Source organism: Hymenobacter segetis (assembly GCF_054776495.1).
In genome coordinates this window covers 977,842-992,645 of record NZ_BAAHBV010000001.1, presented here as the reverse complement: position 1 = coordinate 992,645, position 14,804 = coordinate 977,842, and the positions used below count along the sequence as shown (strand labels likewise).

The 14,804-nt window shown below is 60.3% G+C and carries 14 protein-coding genes; 7 read left to right on the top strand and 7 right to left on the bottom strand.

The annotated features are described in order from the left end of the window. Positions 1 to 26: 26 nt before the first annotated feature. The 5 genes from ACYU70_RS04285 to ACYU70_RS04265 are packed head-to-tail and all read right to left on the bottom strand — an operon-like array spanning position 27 to position 5,330. Positions 27 to 1,274: a sensor histidine kinase gene (locus ACYU70_RS04285; RefSeq protein ID WP_342296428.1), complete on the bottom strand. Its 1,248-nt coding sequence runs from the start codon at positions 1,272 to 1,274 to the stop codon at positions 27 to 29. Between the two features lie 6 nt (positions 1,275 to 1,280). Continuing rightward, positions 1,281 to 1,727 carry a response regulator gene (locus ACYU70_RS04280; protein ID WP_342296429.1) on the bottom strand — a complete coding sequence of 149 codons (447 nt, stop codon included), beginning with the start codon at positions 1,725 to 1,727 and terminating at the stop codon, positions 1,281 to 1,283. Between the two features lie 4 nt (positions 1,728 to 1,731). Continuing rightward, the gene (locus ACYU70_RS04275) at positions 1,732 to 4,047 is read right to left on the bottom strand and encodes an ATP-binding protein (RefSeq protein ID WP_342296430.1); all 2,316 of its coding nucleotides are present in this window, start codon (positions 4,045 to 4,047) and stop codon (positions 1,732 to 1,734) included. Further along, on the bottom strand, positions 4,029 to 4,613 hold the full coding sequence (locus ACYU70_RS04270) for a biliverdin-producing heme oxygenase (protein ID WP_342296431.1): 585 nt from the start codon (positions 4,611 to 4,613) through the stop codon (positions 4,029 to 4,031). The genes ACYU70_RS04275 and ACYU70_RS04270 overlap by 19 nt, the downstream gene beginning before the upstream one ends. 60 nt (positions 4,614 to 4,673) lie before the next feature. Next, positions 4,674 to 5,330 carry a DUF4159 domain-containing protein gene (locus tag ACYU70_RS04265; protein ID WP_342296432.1) on the bottom strand — a complete coding sequence of 219 codons (657 nt, stop codon included), beginning with the start codon at positions 5,328 to 5,330 and terminating at the stop codon, positions 4,674 to 4,676. A 202-nt stretch (positions 5,331 to 5,532) separates the two neighbouring features. On the opposite strand from ACYU70_RS04265, the gene ACYU70_RS04260 reads away from it, so the two are divergent. The 4 genes from ACYU70_RS04260 (at position 5,533) to ACYU70_RS04245 (ending at position 8,310) form a co-directional block, all read left to right on the top strand. Then, entirely contained in the window at positions 5,533 to 6,078 is a 546-nt protein-coding gene (locus ACYU70_RS04260; protein ID WP_342296433.1) for a Crp/Fnr family transcriptional regulator, read from the top strand. Positions 6,079 to 6,167: 89 nt separating this feature from the next. After that, positions 6,168 to 6,854: a hypothetical protein gene (locus tag ACYU70_RS04255; RefSeq protein WP_342296434.1), complete on the top strand. Its 687-nt coding sequence runs from the start codon at positions 6,168 to 6,170 to the stop codon at positions 6,852 to 6,854. 85 nt (positions 6,855 to 6,939) lie between these two features. Then, positions 6,940 to 7,395, top strand: a complete 456-nt coding sequence (locus ACYU70_RS04250) for a hypothetical protein (protein ID WP_342296435.1) — start codon at positions 6,940 to 6,942, stop codon at positions 7,393 to 7,395. Between the two features lie 45 nt (positions 7,396 to 7,440). Beyond that, the gene (locus tag ACYU70_RS04245) at positions 7,441 to 8,310 is read left to right on the top strand and encodes a cation diffusion facilitator family transporter (protein ID WP_342296436.1); all 870 of its coding nucleotides are present in this window, start codon (positions 7,441 to 7,443) and stop codon (positions 8,308 to 8,310) included. A 6-nt stretch (positions 8,311 to 8,316) separates the two neighbouring features. Here the strand turns inward: ACYU70_RS04245 and ACYU70_RS04240 are convergent, their stop codons facing one another. Continuing rightward, the gene (locus ACYU70_RS04240; RefSeq protein ID WP_342296437.1) at positions 8,317 to 9,012 is read right to left on the bottom strand and encodes a 16S rRNA (uracil(1498)-N(3))-methyltransferase; all 696 of its coding nucleotides are present in this window, start codon (positions 9,010 to 9,012) and stop codon (positions 8,317 to 8,319) included. A gap of 157 nt (positions 9,013 to 9,169) precedes the next feature. Between ACYU70_RS04240 and ACYU70_RS04235 the strand changes: the two genes are divergently transcribed. Further along, the gene (locus ACYU70_RS04235; protein WP_342296438.1) at positions 9,170 to 10,129 is read left to right on the top strand and encodes an NmrA/HSCARG family protein; all 960 of its coding nucleotides are present in this window, start codon (positions 9,170 to 9,172) and stop codon (positions 10,127 to 10,129) included. A gap of 93 nt (positions 10,130 to 10,222) precedes the next feature. On the opposite strand, the gene pckA is transcribed toward ACYU70_RS04235, so the two are convergent. After that, positions 10,223 to 11,848: a phosphoenolpyruvate carboxykinase (ATP) gene (gene pckA / locus ACYU70_RS04230; RefSeq protein WP_342296439.1), complete on the bottom strand. Its 1,626-nt coding sequence runs from the start codon at positions 11,846 to 11,848 to the stop codon at positions 10,223 to 10,225. Positions 11,849 to 12,079: 231 nt separating this feature from the next. Here pckA and ACYU70_RS04225 point away from each other — a divergent pair, with 231 nt between their 5' ends. Then, positions 12,080 to 12,997, top strand: a complete 918-nt coding sequence (locus ACYU70_RS04225; RefSeq protein WP_342296440.1) for an AraC family transcriptional regulator — start codon at positions 12,080 to 12,082, stop codon at positions 12,995 to 12,997. A gap of 233 nt (positions 12,998 to 13,230) precedes the next feature. Continuing rightward, positions 13,231 to 14,796 carry a peptide MFS transporter gene (locus ACYU70_RS04220; RefSeq protein ID WP_342296441.1) on the top strand — a complete coding sequence of 522 codons (1,566 nt, stop codon included), beginning with the start codon at positions 13,231 to 13,233 and terminating at the stop codon, positions 14,794 to 14,796. The last annotated feature ends 8 nt before the right edge of the window (positions 14,797 to 14,804 follow it).

Here is a 14,804-nt window from a genome sequence, read left to right as displayed (position 1 = left end):
AGCCTCTTGAGCGCTGCGCTCAGGCCCTAGCACTTGCCGCGATTGCCGTGCAGAAATACCCGGAACACCGTGCCCTGGCCTTCCTCGCTTTCGACGGCAATGTGCCCGCCCTCAGACTGCACCAGCCGGTTGACGAGGAACAGGCCTACGCCCGTGCCTTCGCCCGCCTGCGGGTGGAAGCGCCGAAACAGCTGGAATAGCTCGGCCCCGTGGCGGTCCAGATTCATGCCCAGGCCATTGTCGAGCACTTCGAGCACCGGGCAACCGTCAGCTTTATAAGTGCGCACCCGAATGTGGGGTGCTCGGGCGGGATGCCGGTACTTGAGGGCGTTGCCCAGCAGGTTGATGAGCATGGTGCGCAGGTTGCTTCGCACGTAGCGCAGGGTGGGCAAACCGGTAAAATCGGTGTCGACGTGGGCTGCGGTGGCCACCAGCTGCGGGCGTAGGGCCTTGAGCACATCGGCCACAAGGCTGTCAAACGTGACCTGCTCGGCGGCTTGCTCGCCGGGGCTGCGCTGCTCCTGCACCACGGCCGCCAGGTCGGTGATGGTGGTGGACAGGCTGTGCAGGGAATCTTCCAGTAGGCGCATCACTACGGCTTCTTCGGGGTCCTGGAAGGTGGCGGTGCGGCGCAGCTCGTCGAAGAGGCCGCGCAGGTTGTCGAGGGGCTGGCGCAGGTCGTGGCTGGCGGCGTACACGAAGTTGTCGAGGTCCTGATTGGTGCGGGCCAGTAGGCGGTTGCGGGCCCCGATTTCCTGGTTGGCGGCGCTGAGCTGGGCATTTTTCTCGTGCAACTCCTGGCGGATTTCGGTGAGCTCGGCCAGGGAGTCGCGCAGCTCGCGGTTCACGCCCTGCAGCTCGCCGTGGTAGCGGGCCACGTACTGCCGCCACTCGTTTTTTTCGATGGCGTGCAGCACCGTTTTATTCAGTAGCTCGCGGTCGAACTGCTGCTTCACCAGGTAGTCGAGCGCACCAGAGTTGAGGGCGCGCACGGCCAGAGTTTCGTTGCCACCGCCGGTTATCATCACCACGCACAGCGTATCGGGCGGGGCCAGTTCGCGCAGGGCCTCCAGCAGGTCCAGGCCGTCGGTATCGGGCAGGTTGTAGTCGAGCAGCACACAGTCGGGCTGCTGAATGCGGAATTGCTCCAGCCCATCAGCCCCCGAGGATGCTTCCACTATTTCCAGGCGCTGAAAACCAGCCTGCTGGCCCAGGAAGCGCCGGTATAGCATCCGGTCCTCCGGGTTGTCGTCAATCAGTAGAATTCGCTTCACAGGTACTTAACCAGCCAAGGGAAGCTCGGAAGCCTCCAGCCAATAACGGATAATCAGCCGCACTTTTTCTTCCAGCTCGGGATAGCCGATGGGCTTGGTGAGGTAGCTATTGGCCCCCAGGCGGTAGCATTCGGCAATATCGGTTCTGTTAGATGAGGTGGTGAAAATGATAACCGGAATGGTATGCAGGGCGGGGTCACTCTTGAGGATATCAAGTACGGCGCGGCCATCGGTGCCGGGCATGTTGAGGTCGAGCATGATGATGACGGGCAACTGGCTGGGGTAGTCCGGGTGCTTGCCGTAGCCCTTGAGGTATTCGAGGGCCTGGTCGCCGTCTTCGCAGCGCAGCAGGGGGTTGGGCACCGCGTTTTTGCGGAAGGCCCGGCTCAGCGCCGTGAAGTCTTCAACGCTGTCTTCCACCACGAGGATGGGAATGAGGGCGGTGGGATTCATTGACTTACAGATTGTTGGGAATCGAAAAATAGAAAGTGGCACCTTTGCCAATCGTGGAATCAACCCACAGCTCGCCGCCGTGCTTCTCCACCATTTTACGGGCAATGGCCAGGCCGGCCCCGGTGCCCCCGCCGTACTTGTCCTGCGCGTGCAGGCGCTTAAATATTTTAAAGATGTTTTCGTGGTGCTTCGGGTCGATGCCGATGCCGTTATCCTGTACGTAAATAACGGTGAAATCGGTCGGATTTCCGGTGCCTTTCGGGCCGCGAATTTCGGGCGGGGCTACACCGATGGTAACCTGCTTTTTGACGTGGTTATTGTAGCGTAATGCGTTGGTCAGCAAATTGTTGAATACCTCGTGAATGGAGGTGCGGCTGCCGCGCACGGTGGGCAGAGGGCTGGGCACGGTCACCGTCGTCTGGGTTTGCTCCAGGCGGGGGTGCAGCAGGTCGAGAATGTCGGCCAGGGCGTCGTTCAAATTCACGGCATCGAGGGCCAGCTCGACCCGGCCCACGCGTGAGAGCTGGAGCAGCGACTCAATGAGGGACTCCATGCGCTGGCTGAGGCGCACCAGGGTCTGAAGCTTGCTCACGCCCTCGGCATCGAGCTGGTCGGCGTAGTCTTCCAGCAAAAACAGGGAGTAGTTGTGGATGCCGCGCAGGGGCTCCTTGAGGTCGTGCGAGGCCACGTAGGCGAACGAGTCCAGCTCGTCGTTGCTGCGCTCCAGCTCGGCATTGAGGCGGGCCAGATTGAGGGCCTTGGCTTGCAGCTCATTGAAAACCTTGAGCCGGATGTCGGAAATGTGCAGGCGGATTTCCTTAGCAGCTTCTATTTCGAGGGGCAGCCACGGGGCTGAGGTTTCCTCCACGGTCTGCTTCCAGGCCTCAAACGACTGCCGGGGCGAGAGGAAAATCTGGCCGTCGGCGGTGGTCTGGTTTTTTTCGTTGCGGCCGGCCCAGGTCACGGTTTGCAGCTGCTCGGGGCGGAACCAGAGGATGTATTCGCCCGCCTCGCGGGCCAGTGCCACCGCCAGAATGCCGCTGGCCGTGCCCCGGATGGCCTTGCCCGCCGGGTTCAGCTGGGCGTAGGAATCGGTGACGAAAACGTCGTTCGAATTGTTGTCCCGCAGCCATTCCACCACCTCCTCAATCTGGCGGGGTTTGGGCGTGTGGCCCATGGTAATAATCTCACCACCAAAGCAAATGGCCGCGCCGCCGCAATCCAGTACGTCGAGCAGGTTGGGGGTGAAGCGGTGCAGACCATCCATGAAATTGGTCTGGGTGGCCACCAAATCAAACAGCCGCACCTGGGCCTCACGGATGCGCAGGCGGTAGGCCTGCTCGTCCTGCTGCTCCTTGCTTTTGAGCAGCGCCGATACGGTTTTGCCCAGGAACTGGCACAGGTCGCGCAGCTCGTAGCTCACCAGGCGCGGGCTTTGGTGATGGCAGGTTACCATGCCCCACAGCCGCCCTTCCTGAATGAGCGAAATGGTCATGGTGGCCTCTGAGCCCAGATTATGCAGGTATTCGAGGTGAATGGGCGACACGCTGCGCAGCACCGAATACGTCATGTCCGGCGGGCGGCTGGCCCCGGGCACCACCGTGGGCACCAGTGGCACCGGCGCGTAGCGGGCATTGGGGATAAAGCGCAGCCAGTTTTTGAGGTACATGGCCCGGGCCTGCTTCGGAATGTCGGTGGCCGGGTAGTGCATGCCCAGCCAGGGGGGCAGGTCCTCGCGCACGTCCTCGGCAATGACTTCGCCGCTGTCGTCGGGCGCGAAGCGGTAGATGGCCACCCGGTCGAAGCCCGTGATGGCGCGCACTTGTTGGGCCGTGACCTGGCAGCATTCCAGCACGCTTTCGGCCGTGAGCAGGCGGCCCAGGCTCACGTTAAGAGCGGGCAAGTCGATGGCACTCACGCTGGTGTCAGCCACGGGCTCGCCTTCTACCCACAGCAGGCCGTCGTAGCGATGCAGGATGAGCTTGTAGGCCGGCTGGCCCGTCACCCGCCCGAGACGGATGCCCAGCAGCCGCCCGTCCGGCCCCAGTTTGGTCCACACACGCTCCACTTCCACCAGCTGCTCGGGCTCCAGCAATGTGCCCAGACCGGCCCCGATGAGGGTTTCGGGGGCCATTCCCAGCAGCGTCAAGGTATTGGCGCTGGCCTGCACCACGCGACGGCTCTGCTCATCGAGGCACAGCAAAAAGCCGTAGGGCTGAATCAGGCCGGGGATGTGAATGGGCTCCCGGTCGCAGTTATTGAGCGTAATGGGTTGACCGAGCAGGCTTTCGTCGGTGAGTTTTAGCGCTGATTTAGCCATGTAGCTAGGGCTTGAAAAGTGTGAACGGCCGAGGCCGCAATGGCCGTCGGGTCGTCGTTGCCGGTTTCGGCGGCCTCGGTCAGCTGCTGGCAGAAGGCCTTCCAGAGCGGTCCGGTGCGTTCGGCCCGGCCCGTGAAAAAGGCGTGCGCGGCAATGCCCGCCTTGTCGAGCTGCCGCGCAATCACCTGACCACCCAACGTCGACCCTTCGAAAACGTACATGGCCCCCAGCAGTTGGGCGCGGGTGCTGAGCGGCGGCAATTTGGGGTAAGAAGGCGGCGTGGCATCGTGGCCCAGCCGGGCCAAATCATCCAGAATCAGGGGGGCACGGTAGCGTTGGTCGAGCTGCCAAGCGGGGCCAAAGGTGGCGGCGTGCGCTTTCAGCTGAGCTTCATACGGTTCCAGCAAACCGTACATCTTAGCCAGGAATTGTGCCGTATCGGCAGCCGTTACCGTGCCCGCGCTCAAGGCCTGATTGAACGGGTTTTGCTCCACGGCGTCGTGGAATGGTCTGGTTTCTAGGCGAAGGCGCGGCAGAATAGCCGGGCTTTCCGGAGGATTGGGCATAGAAAAAGCAACGTTGATAAGGCGAAAATAGGCCATCGAACGCGGCGCGGCATTTTTTGCTTAGTCCTGGGTCAGGGCGTAGCTCACCAGGTTGGCGCCCATGCGCAGGGCCGCGTCGTGAATGGCGGGCGAGTCTTCGGGGTAGGTGCCCACGTCTTCCCAGCCGTTGCCCAGGTCGCATTCATAGGTGTAGAAGCACACCAGTCGGCCTTTGTACACCAGCCCGAAACCCTGAGCGCGCTTGCCGTCGTGCTCGTGCACCTTAGGCAAGCCTTTGGGAAACTGGTATTTCTGGTGGTAGATGGGGTGGGAGTAAGGCAGCTCCACAAACTCCAGCTCAGGAAAAACCTTTTTCATCTCGGGCCGGATGAATTTATCGAGCCCGTAATTGTCATCGATGTGCAGGAAACCACCACCCGTGAGGTAACGGCGCAGGTTTTTGGCCTCGGCCGCGGTGAAACTCACGTTGCCATGCCCGGTCATGTGGATGAAGGGGTAGGAGAGCAGCTCCGGCGCGTCGAGCTCCACGGTGGCTTCGTCGGGCGCGATGTTGGTTTTCAGGCTCTGGTTGCAGAAGCTGATGAGGTTGGGCAGCGAGGTTTTGTTGGCGTACCAGTCGCCCCCGCCGCCGTAGTGCAGCTTGGCAATGCGGAAGCTGGGCGCGGGCTCGGCGGCCGAGAGCAGCAGCGAAGCGGATAAAAGCAGGTATTTCAGCATAAAACGAGTGGGCAGGCCGAACCCGCCAGCCGTATAATGGCAGCGGGAATCGTAAAGTTCGGGCCTGCGGGCCGCACGGTGGGCACCACAGGCGCAATGTAGCCACCTGTGCCGGCTTCGCACCTATATTGGGTGCCACGGCAGGCCGCGATTTTAGACAGGATTCATGACGAAAGAGAAGCTAACCCAATTTTTCCAAAGCATGGGTCCCATCAGCGCCGCGCAGGCCGAAGACATTGCCATTGCCTTTGTGCCTAAGACTATTGCCAAGCACGATTTTCTACTTCGGGCCGGCAAGGTGAGCGACGACTACCTGTTTCTGGACAGCGGCTTTATGCGCGCCTTCGCCTACGATACCGACGGCAACGACGTGACCACCGGCTTCTATGCCAGTGGCCAGATTGTGTTCGAGGTAGCGTCGTTTTTCAACCGCACACCCTCGCAGGAGTACATCCAAGCCCTCACCGACTGCCAGGGCTGGAGCATCACCCACCAGCAACTGAACGCCTTATTTCACGCCCGGCCCGAGTTCCGGGAGTTCGGCCGCTCGGTGTTGGTGCGCGGCTACGCGGCCCTCAAAAGCCGCATGCTGGCCCTGATAACCGAGCCCGCCGCCGCCCGCTACGAAAGCCTGCTCCACGCCAGCCCCGAAATTCTCCAGCACGCGCCGCTGAAAACCGTAGCCTCCTACTTGGGTATCACCGACACCTCGCTGAGCCGGATTCGGAAAGGGCCGACAGCAAAGTAGCGTCGGCCGCATTTTCTTGCCATTTGGCAAGCCGCGCCGGGAGGTGGGTCAGTTCCTTTGTGTTGTACCAAAAACCAACCCGCCCGGCCATGCATACGCTCCCCAATACCGCGCTTCTCAGCCTCGTTTTCGGCCTGACCACGGGCCTAGCCGTCTGGCTGTTCTATCTCGCCGCGCACCGTTCCGGGCGCACGCTGCTGGTGCTACTGGCCTGGCTGGGGCTGCAAGGAGCCGTGGGCCTGAGCGGCTTTTACACCATCAGCAACGCGCTGCCGCCGCGACTGGCGCTGCTGCTGGGCCCGCCGCTGCTGCTGATTGCGGTGCTGTTTGCCACGGCCGCCGGGCGGCGCTGGTTTGATGGGTTGCGCCTAGAAATGCTGACCCTGCTTCACATGGTCCGATTTCCAGTCGAGCTGGTTTTGTTCGGTCTGTATCTGCACCAAGCCGTGCCGAAGCTGATGACGTTCGAAGGTCGCAACTGGGATATTCTGGCGGGTCTCACGGCTCCCGTGATATATTATTTCGCTTTCCGCCAGCAGCAGTTAGGCCGCCGTGGGCTGCTGCTGTGGAACATTCTCGGACTTGCTTCCCTGCTCAATATCGTGGTCAACGCGCTGCTGTCGGCCCCCACGCCTTTGCAGCGTTTCGCCTTCGAGCAGCCCAACGTGGCCATTCTGCATTTCCCGTTTGTATGGCTGCCGGGCTGCGTGGTGCCCCTAGTGCTGCTGGCGCATCTGGCCGCTATTCGGCAGCTGCTTAAGAGTGACAACATTTAAGCGCTGGGTTTAGTAAACGCCACCGTGGGGCCGCCCGCCTCGGTGGGTGCCCCCGCCGAGCTTCCCGAACTTCATCCGTTTGACCATGAAGGTCCAGCTCCTTGCCATCACCGCCACGCTGCTCCTAGCCGGAGCCGCAGCCCAAGCTCAAACCAAAAGCGCGCCCACCAAAGTCGCTTCGTATTCTTTTGGCGCGTCGGGCACGGTCGGCTATGAGCACCTGAGCTTCTGGGTGAAGGCCGGCAAGCGCACCGACATCTATTATTCGTACGGGCCTAGCCGTAGAGAAGTAAAGCTGAAATACGTCGGCAAAACGCAGTTGAATGGCCAGCCGGGCTTTAAGGTGCAGTTTGCCAATGGCCAGGTGCTGTCCGTTGTTCCCAGTGATGACTTGCTGTCGGTGAGCGGCGCTGGCCAGACGCCCAATACCTTTGCCTGGGAATACGAAGGACCGGTCAATGGCCGCGGGACTTTTTGCGACGTTTGTACGGCCGACGAAAAAGAGGCCATGCAACTGGTCCGCACGTATTACCTGAAATAGGGCGGCCCGCCCTTTTTGCTTCAGAATAGCATCTCGGCTCACTTTATGACCAACGAAGAAACCGCCATCAAAGCCACCTATTTCAGCATCATTGGCAATACGAGCCTGGCGCTAATCAAAGGAGTGGCCGGCTATTTCGGCAATTCTTATGCGCTGGTGGCCGATGCCATCGAATCCACGACCGATATTTTCGCGTCGTTCCTAGTGCTTTTCGGCATCAAGTACGCCAGCCGGCCCGCCGATAAAAACCACCCCTACGGCCACGGCCGCATTGAGCCGCTGATAACGTTTCTGGTGGTGGGCTTTCTGATAACCTCGGCCACCATTATTGCCTACGAGAGCATTCAGAACATTGGCACGCCCCACGCCCTGCCCAAAGCCTGGACGTTGGGCATTCTGAGCGGCATCATCGTCTGGAAGGAAATTTCCTTCCGCAAGGTGATGAAAAAAGCAGAGGAGACGAACAGTTCCTCGCTCAAAGCCGATGCCTGGCACCACCGCAGCGACGCCATTACGTCGGTGGCCGCGTTCATCGGCATTTCCATCGCGCTGGTATTGGGCAAAGGGTATGAATCGGCCGACGATTGGGCCGCCCTGTTCGCCTCTGGCTTTATCTTCTACAACAGCTACCAGATTTTCCGCCCGGCGCTGGGCGAAATCCTGGATGAGCACGTCTACGATGATTTGGTGCTGGAAATCAGGGCTGTTGCCCTCACGGTAGATGGCGTGCGCGGCACCGAAAAGTGCTTCATCCGCAAAGCCGGCATGCAGTACCACGTCGACCTGCACGCCAACGTGAGCGGCGATATTACCGTGCGGCAAGGCCACGAAATTGCCCACCACCTCAAGGATACCCTGCGCAGTGAGCTTCCGCAGCTCGGCCACGTCCTGATTCACATTGAGCCGCAGGGGTAGAAGGTTTTAACGCCCGATGTGCGCCGTAAAAACCGCCGCCAGCGCGGCAGTCTCCGTGCGCAGCCGCGAAGCGCCCAGCGTGACCGGCTGAATCCCTTTTGCTAGCGCCAGCGCGATTTCCTGCGGCGTAAAATCCCCTTCCGGCCCGATTAGTACGCAGCAGCCCGGCCCCGCGCCGGCCACCTGCGCCAGCGATGTGCGCTCGCCTTCCTCCAGGTGGGCAATAAATGTGGTTTCGGGCGTAACCCCGGCCACAAAAGCCCCAAAATCCTGCAGCTCATCCAGCTGCGGCAGCCAGGCCTGGCCCGACTGCTTCAACGCGCTGATGGCAATTTTCTCCAGCCGCTCCAGCTTCAGCTCGCGGCGCTCGGAGCGGGCGCAGCGCAGGAAGCTGATGCGCTCTACGCCAATTTCCACGGCCTTTTCTACGAACCACTCCATGCGGTCGAGGTTTTTGGTGGGGGCCACAGCTACGTGGGTGAAGTAGGAGCGGGGCGGCACGCTCTCGTGGTGCGTGATGCGAAGCTGGCAGCGCTTGGGATTGGCATCGGCCACGGCCGCCTTGTAGAGGCCGCCCCGGCCGTCGAGTAGTTCCACTTCGTCGCCCACGCCCAGGCGCAGCACGCGCACGGCGTGCTTGCTTTCGTCTTCGGGCAGGGTGTAGGTAGGGCCGGCGAGGTCGGGCGCAAAGAAGGTATGCATGGCGCAAAGAACGGCAGGGTGGAGTAAAAGCCGCTTTGCGGAGAGCTACTTGATAAGGGGAGGCAATTAGCTTGTTTTTATTAATAGTAAATATTGAATATATTAATTAAATTTAGTAACGTTTCCTTTTTTTTGATTTCTATCAACCGCTTGAGCTATGCAAAAGAAACTCATTACCGTCTTCGGTGCCACTGGTGCCCAGGGCGGCGGCCTTGTCCGCGCAATTTTGAATGACGCCTCCGATGAATTCGCCGTGCGCGCCGTCACCCGCGATATTCATTCGTCCAAGGCGCAGCAGCTGGTGCGGCTCGGGGCTCAGGTCGTAGCCGGCGACCTTGACGACCCGGCGAGCATCCGCCGGGCAATGGCCGGTGCTTACGGCGCGTATTGCGTGACCTTTTTCTGGGAGCATTACTCGCCCGAGAAAGAGGATACCCAGGCCCGCAATATGGCCCAGGCGGCCAAGGATGCGGGCCTGAAGCACGTTATCTGGTCGACGCTGGAGGACTCGCGCAAGTGGATTCCGCTGACCGACAACCGGATGCCCACGCTGATGGGCAAATACAAAGTGCCGCACCTCGACGGCAAAGGCGGGGCCAACCATTACTTCTCCGACCTCAAAGTGCCGACCACTTTCCTGCTCACCTCGTTCTACTGGGAGAACTTCATCTACTTCGGCATGGGGCCGAAACCGGGGCCGGACGGCAAGCTGGCCATCAGTTTCCCCCTCGGCAATAGCAAGCTGTCGGGCATCGCGGCCGAGGACATCGGCAAGTGCGCGCTGGGCGTCTTCAAGAAAGGCAAGGCGCTGATTGGCAAAACGGTTGGCATCGCCGGCGAGCAGCTTACTGGCCAGCAAATGGCCGATGCTATGACCAAAGTTTTCGGCCTGCCCATTGCCTACAACGAGATAACGCCCGAGCAATACCGCAACCTGGGCTTTCCCGGAGCCGACGACCTCGGAAACATGTTCCAGTTCCAGCGGGATTTTGCCGAAGATTGCCTCAAGGCCCGGAATCTGGCCTTCTCGCGGGAGCTAAATCCCGAGCTGCAAACCTTCAAAGAATGGTTGATTAAAAACGGCCAGCGCATTCCCGTCGAGCAGCTGGTGAGCTAACCGTTTAGCCGTCCAGCTTCCTTCAATAAAACAGCAAAAGCCCCGTCGGCTGCAACCGACGGGGCTTTCTGGTGAGTGAACTACTGCGGAAACCTAAGCTTCTACCGCAATGTGCGGCGCGCCGGCCAGGATTTCCTCATTGGCAAATTCGGCGTATTTCTTAAAGTTCTCCACGAATTTCTCGGCCAGGTCCGAAGCCGTTTTGTCGTAGGCTTCCTTGTCGGCCCAGGTGTTGCGCGGGTCCAGGATTTCGGAAGGCACGCCGGGCACCGCGCCGGGCACCATCATGCCAAACACGGGATGCTTGGTGAATTTTACCTCGTCGAGCTGGCCGTTGAGGGCGGCCGTAATCATGGCGCGGGTGTATGGCAGTTTCATGCGGTGGCCGGTGCCGTAGCTGCCGCCCGTCCAGCCCGTGTTGATGAGCCACACGTTGATGTCCGGGTTTTCGTCCATTTTCTGGCCCAGCATCTCGGCGTATTTGGTGGGGTGCAGCGGCAGGAACACCGCGCCGAAGCAGGCCGAGAACGTGGTCTGGGGCTCGGTCACGCCCATTTCGGTGCCGGCCACCTTAGCCGTGTAGCCCGACATGAACAGGTACATGGCGTGGCTCTTATCGAGCTTGCTGATGGGCGGAATCACCCCAAAAGCATCGGCCGTGAGGAAGAAAATGTTCTTCGGGGCGTCAGCCACGCCGGGCTCAATGGCGTTCGGGATGAAGTTGATGGGGTAGGCGGTGCGGGTATTCTCGGTCACCGACTTGTTGGCGTAGTCCACAGTGTGCGTGCCGGGGATGAAGCGCGTATTCTCCACGATGGAGCCAAAACGGATGGCATCGTAAATCTCGGGCTCCTTCTCCTTGCTCAGGTCAATCACCTTGGCGTAGCAGCCGCCTTCAAAGTTGAAGATGCCGGCGTCGGGCGTCCAGCCGTGCTCGTCGTCGCCGATGAGGCCGCGGTTGGGGTCGGCCGACAAAGTGGTTTTGCCAGTGCCGGAGAGGCCGAAGAAGATGGCCGTGTCGCCGCCTTTGCCCACGTTGGCCGAGCAGTGCATGCTCAGCGTGTTGTGCTCGTGGGGCAGCAGGTAGTTCAGTACGCCGAAAATGCCTTTTTTCATCTCGCCGGCGTAGCCCGTGCCGCCAATCAGAATCATCTTCTTGGTGAAGTTGATGATGGCGAAGTTGGCTTGGCGGGTGCCGTCCACGGCCGGGTCGGCCTCGAAGCCGGGGGCGCAGATGATGCTGAAGTCGGGCGTCCAGGAGGTGTCCGCGCCGGGCGCGGGACGCAGGAACATGTTGTAGCAAAACAGGTTGTGCCAGGCCTGCTCGTTCACGATGCGCAGCTTAAGCTGGTAGTCGGGGTTGGCTCCGGCGTAGGCTTCGCGCACGTACAGCTCCTTATCGGCCAGGTAGGCCACCATTTTCTGGTGCAGCTGGTCGAATTTATCGGTGTCGAAAGGGATGTTGATATCGCCCCACCACACGCTGTTTTCGGTGTTGGCGTCCTTCACCACAAACCGGTCTTTGGGCGAGCGGCCGGTGAATTTGCCGGTATCGGCCATCAGCGCGCCGGTGTCGGTAAGCTGGCCTTCGCCGTTGCGCAGGGCGTGCTCAATGAGCTCGGCTGGCGTTGGGTTGAGGTGAACGGTGGCGGTTTCGGTGAAGCCCAAAGGCTGCAAACGATTGCGGAGATTGGCGGCAAACTGGGATTCTTGTTGCATGGCCCTGAAAGTGTTGGGTGGGAATTCTCTTGACTTCTGGTACAAAGGTAGAAACGCTGCAAACGTTACCAGTGAAACAATTTGTTTTTTTAGCAGGACAAATCAAACCAGGTATCGCTGACTTGTGCCCGTTAAGTGGAATATACGGCTTAAAAATCAAAACCGATAGGAGGAATGCAACGCCTGACTACCTTTAGGTTTGGTTTGTCCCGGTCTTTCGCCCTTTTGTCCATGCGCACCGATATTGCCCGCTACAACGGAATTTACGGCGATAGCCGTGCCCAGATTTCGCACGACTACCTCAAAAGTCAGCTCATCGTGCCCCGCCAGCGCTTCACCGACTGGGGCCTGAAGCCGCACCTGCACGAAAACCTGTTCCAGCTGTTTTTCCTCGAAGCCGGCCGCGCCGCTTTCGAGGCCACCGAGCTGGTAGAGTTGCGCACGCCCTGCCTGGTCATCATTCCGGCCAATACTGTCCACGGCTTCACCTTCAGCCCGCAGGTGAAGGGCCGCACGCTCACCTTATCAGAAGCCTTGCTCGATACCATTCTGCAAGCCACGCCCGGTGTGCTGGTTGAAATCAACGCGCTGCACATTCTGTCCGAATTCAACTCCGAAGTCAGCTTCGCCGATTTATCGGCCCTGGAGCAGCAGATTCACGAGGAAATCAATTCGGAGCTGCCCGGCAAGCAGCTCGCGCTGAATGGCTATTTCAAGCTGCTGTTCGTGAAAATATTCCGGCTGCTGCACCACCGCCGGGGCCAGGAGGAAAGCCCCAACCGCGCCCTGCACTACTTCCGCGAGTTCCAGAAAGCCATCGAGCGCACCGCGCCCTTCGAGAAGAAGATTTCCGATTTTGCCCAGGAGCTCAAGATTACGCCGGTTCACCTCAACCGCATCTGCCAGGCCGTGAAGGGCAAAACGGCCCAGCAGATTGTGCAGGCCCACACCATTCGCCGGGCGCACAATTACCTCTTATATACCTCGCTCTCGGTGGCCGAAATTGCCTATGAATTGCAATTTGTGGACCCCGGGTATTTCACGCGGTTTTTCCGCAAGCAAACCGGGATGGCCCCCGGGGCCTACCGGGCCAAAGCGTACCGGAGTGACTCAGCCGGCAAGACCGGCAAGGCAGAACTGTCATCCTGAGCGCAGCGAAGGACCTTCTCACCGCTGAACGGTTGGCAGTAAATTCAACTGGCGCAGGGGTGAAAAGGTCCTTCGCTACGCTCAGGATGACAGTTCTGCCATTAATTCAGCCCGGCCCACAAGCTTCATAATGCCGAAACTTTCTTAGATTTACCGTGCCCGTATTGCATCAAGAATGCAGCGGGCCGCATTTCCCCTGCTAGCAACTCATTTCTCACCCCTAGTTTTCTTCAATGCAAACCATTCCTGCTCCCATAGAGCAATCCGCGGAGTCCACGAGCCACCCGCGCGGCCTGTACCTGCTTTTCGCCACCGAAATGTGGGAGCGGTTCAGCTACTACGGCATGCGCGCCGTGCTGGTGCTGTTCCTCACCAAGGCCATGATGATGGACAAGGCCTTCGCGTCCAAATTCTACGGCGGCTACACCAGTCTGGTGTACCTCACGCCCCTCATCGGCGGCTTCATTTCGGACCGCTACTGGGGCAACCGGCGCTCCATCCTCACCGGCGGCCTGCTGATGGCGCTGGGCCAGTTCACCCTGTTTTTCTCGGCCTCGAACTACGGCGCGGCCGACACCCACGCCCTGAGCCACTGGATGCTGTACCTCGGCCTGGGCGTGATGATTGTGGGCAACGGCTTCTTCAAACCCAATATTTCGAGCATGGTGGGCTCCCTCTACAGCCCGGCCGATAAGCGCAAAGACGCGGCCTACACCATCTTCTACATGGGCATCAACCTGGGCTCGTTCATCGGCAACACCATCACCAGCCTCATCGGCGACACCGGCAACCCCGCCGATTTCCGCTGGGCTTTCCTGGCCTGCGGCATTGCCATGCTGCTGGGCACCGTCGTTTTCAACTGGGGCAAAGACAAATACCTCCACACGCCGGAAGGCGTGCAGGTGGGCGAAACGCCCGCCATTTCGGGCGGCATCATGGGCGTCTACGCGCTGCTGCCGGTGCTGCTGGCCATCATCCTGGGCATTCTCTGGCTCGATTCGGCCAAGTTTCCCACCATCGCGCCGCTGCTGGGCGTGGCCGTCGTGGGCATTGCCTACATGATTTTCAGCGATAAATCCCTGAGCGGGGCCGACATCAAGGGCATCATGGTGATTTTCATCGTGTCGTTTTTCGTGGTGTTTTTCTGGGCGGCGTTCGAGCAGGCTCCGGCCTCGCTCACCTTCTTCGCCGATGAGCAGATGAACCGCACCATCTTTGGCTTCACGCTGCCGGCCAGTATTTTCCAGAACCTCAACGCCATCTTCGTGGTGGTGGGCGCGCCGCTCATGGCCATGGTCTGGACGGCCCTGGGCCGTCGCGGGGCCGAGCCGCCATCCCCCCTCAAAATGTGCATCGGCCTCGCCATGCTGGCCGCTGGCTACCTCGTGATGTGCTTCGGCGTGCACAACCTGCAGCCCGGCGTGAAGGTGAGCATGTTCTTCCTGGTGGCGCTCTATTTCCTGCACTCCGTGGGCGAGCTTTGCCTGTCGCCCATCGGCCTGTCGCTGGTGAACAAGCTGGCTCCCGTCAAATTTGCCTCCCTGCTGATGGCCGTGTGGTTCCTCGCCAACGCCGCCGCCAACTACCTGGCCGGCTACATGAGCAGCCTCTACCCCGACCCCAAATCGACGGCCCCCGCCCCGGAAATACTCGGCTACCACATCACCAACCTCTACGATTTCTTCATGGTCTTCGTGGTTTCGGCCGCCGTGGCTGCCGCCATCCTCTTCCTCATCAGCGGCAAGCTGGCCAAGATGATGGACGCCCGCAACTACCCCGCGCCTATTGCGCAGGCGTAAGGCGGAGT

What these genes read in the sequence shown, in the direction of transcription:
- ACYU70_RS04275 (WP_342296430.1), bottom strand. Translation starts at nt 4,047, where the DNA reads ATGGCTAAATCAGCGCTAAAACTCACCGACGAAAGCCTGCTCGGTCAA.
- ACYU70_RS04250 (WP_342296435.1), top strand. Translation starts at nt 6,940, where the DNA reads ATGAAGGTCCAGCTCCTTGCCATCACCGCCACGCTGCTCCTAGCCGGA.
- ACYU70_RS04265 (WP_342296432.1), bottom strand. Translation starts at nt 5,330, where the DNA reads ATGCTGAAATACCTGCTTTTATCCGCTTCGCTGCTGCTCTCGGCCGCC.
- ACYU70_RS04270 (WP_342296431.1), bottom strand. Translation starts at nt 4,613, where the DNA reads ATGCCCAATCCTCCGGAAAGCCCGGCTATTCTGCCGCGCCTTCGCCTA.
- pckA (WP_342296439.1), bottom strand. Translation starts at nt 11,848, where the DNA reads ATGCAACAAGAATCCCAGTTTGCCGCCAATCTCCGCAATCGTTTGCAG.
- ACYU70_RS04235 (WP_342296438.1), top strand. Translation starts at nt 9,170, where the DNA reads ATGCAAAAGAAACTCATTACCGTCTTCGGTGCCACTGGTGCCCAGGGC.
- ACYU70_RS04255 (WP_342296434.1), top strand. Translation starts at nt 6,168, where the DNA reads ATGCATACGCTCCCCAATACCGCGCTTCTCAGCCTCGTTTTCGGCCTG.
- ACYU70_RS04280 (WP_342296429.1), bottom strand. Translation starts at nt 1,727, where the DNA reads ATGAATCCCACCGCCCTCATTCCCATCCTCGTGGTGGAAGACAGCGTT.
- ACYU70_RS04220 (WP_342296441.1), top strand. Translation starts at nt 13,231, where the DNA reads ATGCAAACCATTCCTGCTCCCATAGAGCAATCCGCGGAGTCCACGAGC.
- ACYU70_RS04225 (WP_342296440.1), top strand. Translation starts at nt 12,080, where the DNA reads ATGCGCACCGATATTGCCCGCTACAACGGAATTTACGGCGATAGCCGT.
- ACYU70_RS04260 (WP_342296433.1), top strand. Translation starts at nt 5,533, where the DNA reads ATGGGTCCCATCAGCGCCGCGCAGGCCGAAGACATTGCCATTGCCTTT.
- ACYU70_RS04240 (WP_342296437.1), bottom strand. Translation starts at nt 9,012, where the DNA reads ATGCATACCTTCTTTGCGCCCGACCTCGCCGGCCCTACCTACACCCTG.
- ACYU70_RS04245 (WP_342296436.1), top strand. Translation starts at nt 7,441, where the DNA reads ATGACCAACGAAGAAACCGCCATCAAAGCCACCTATTTCAGCATCATT.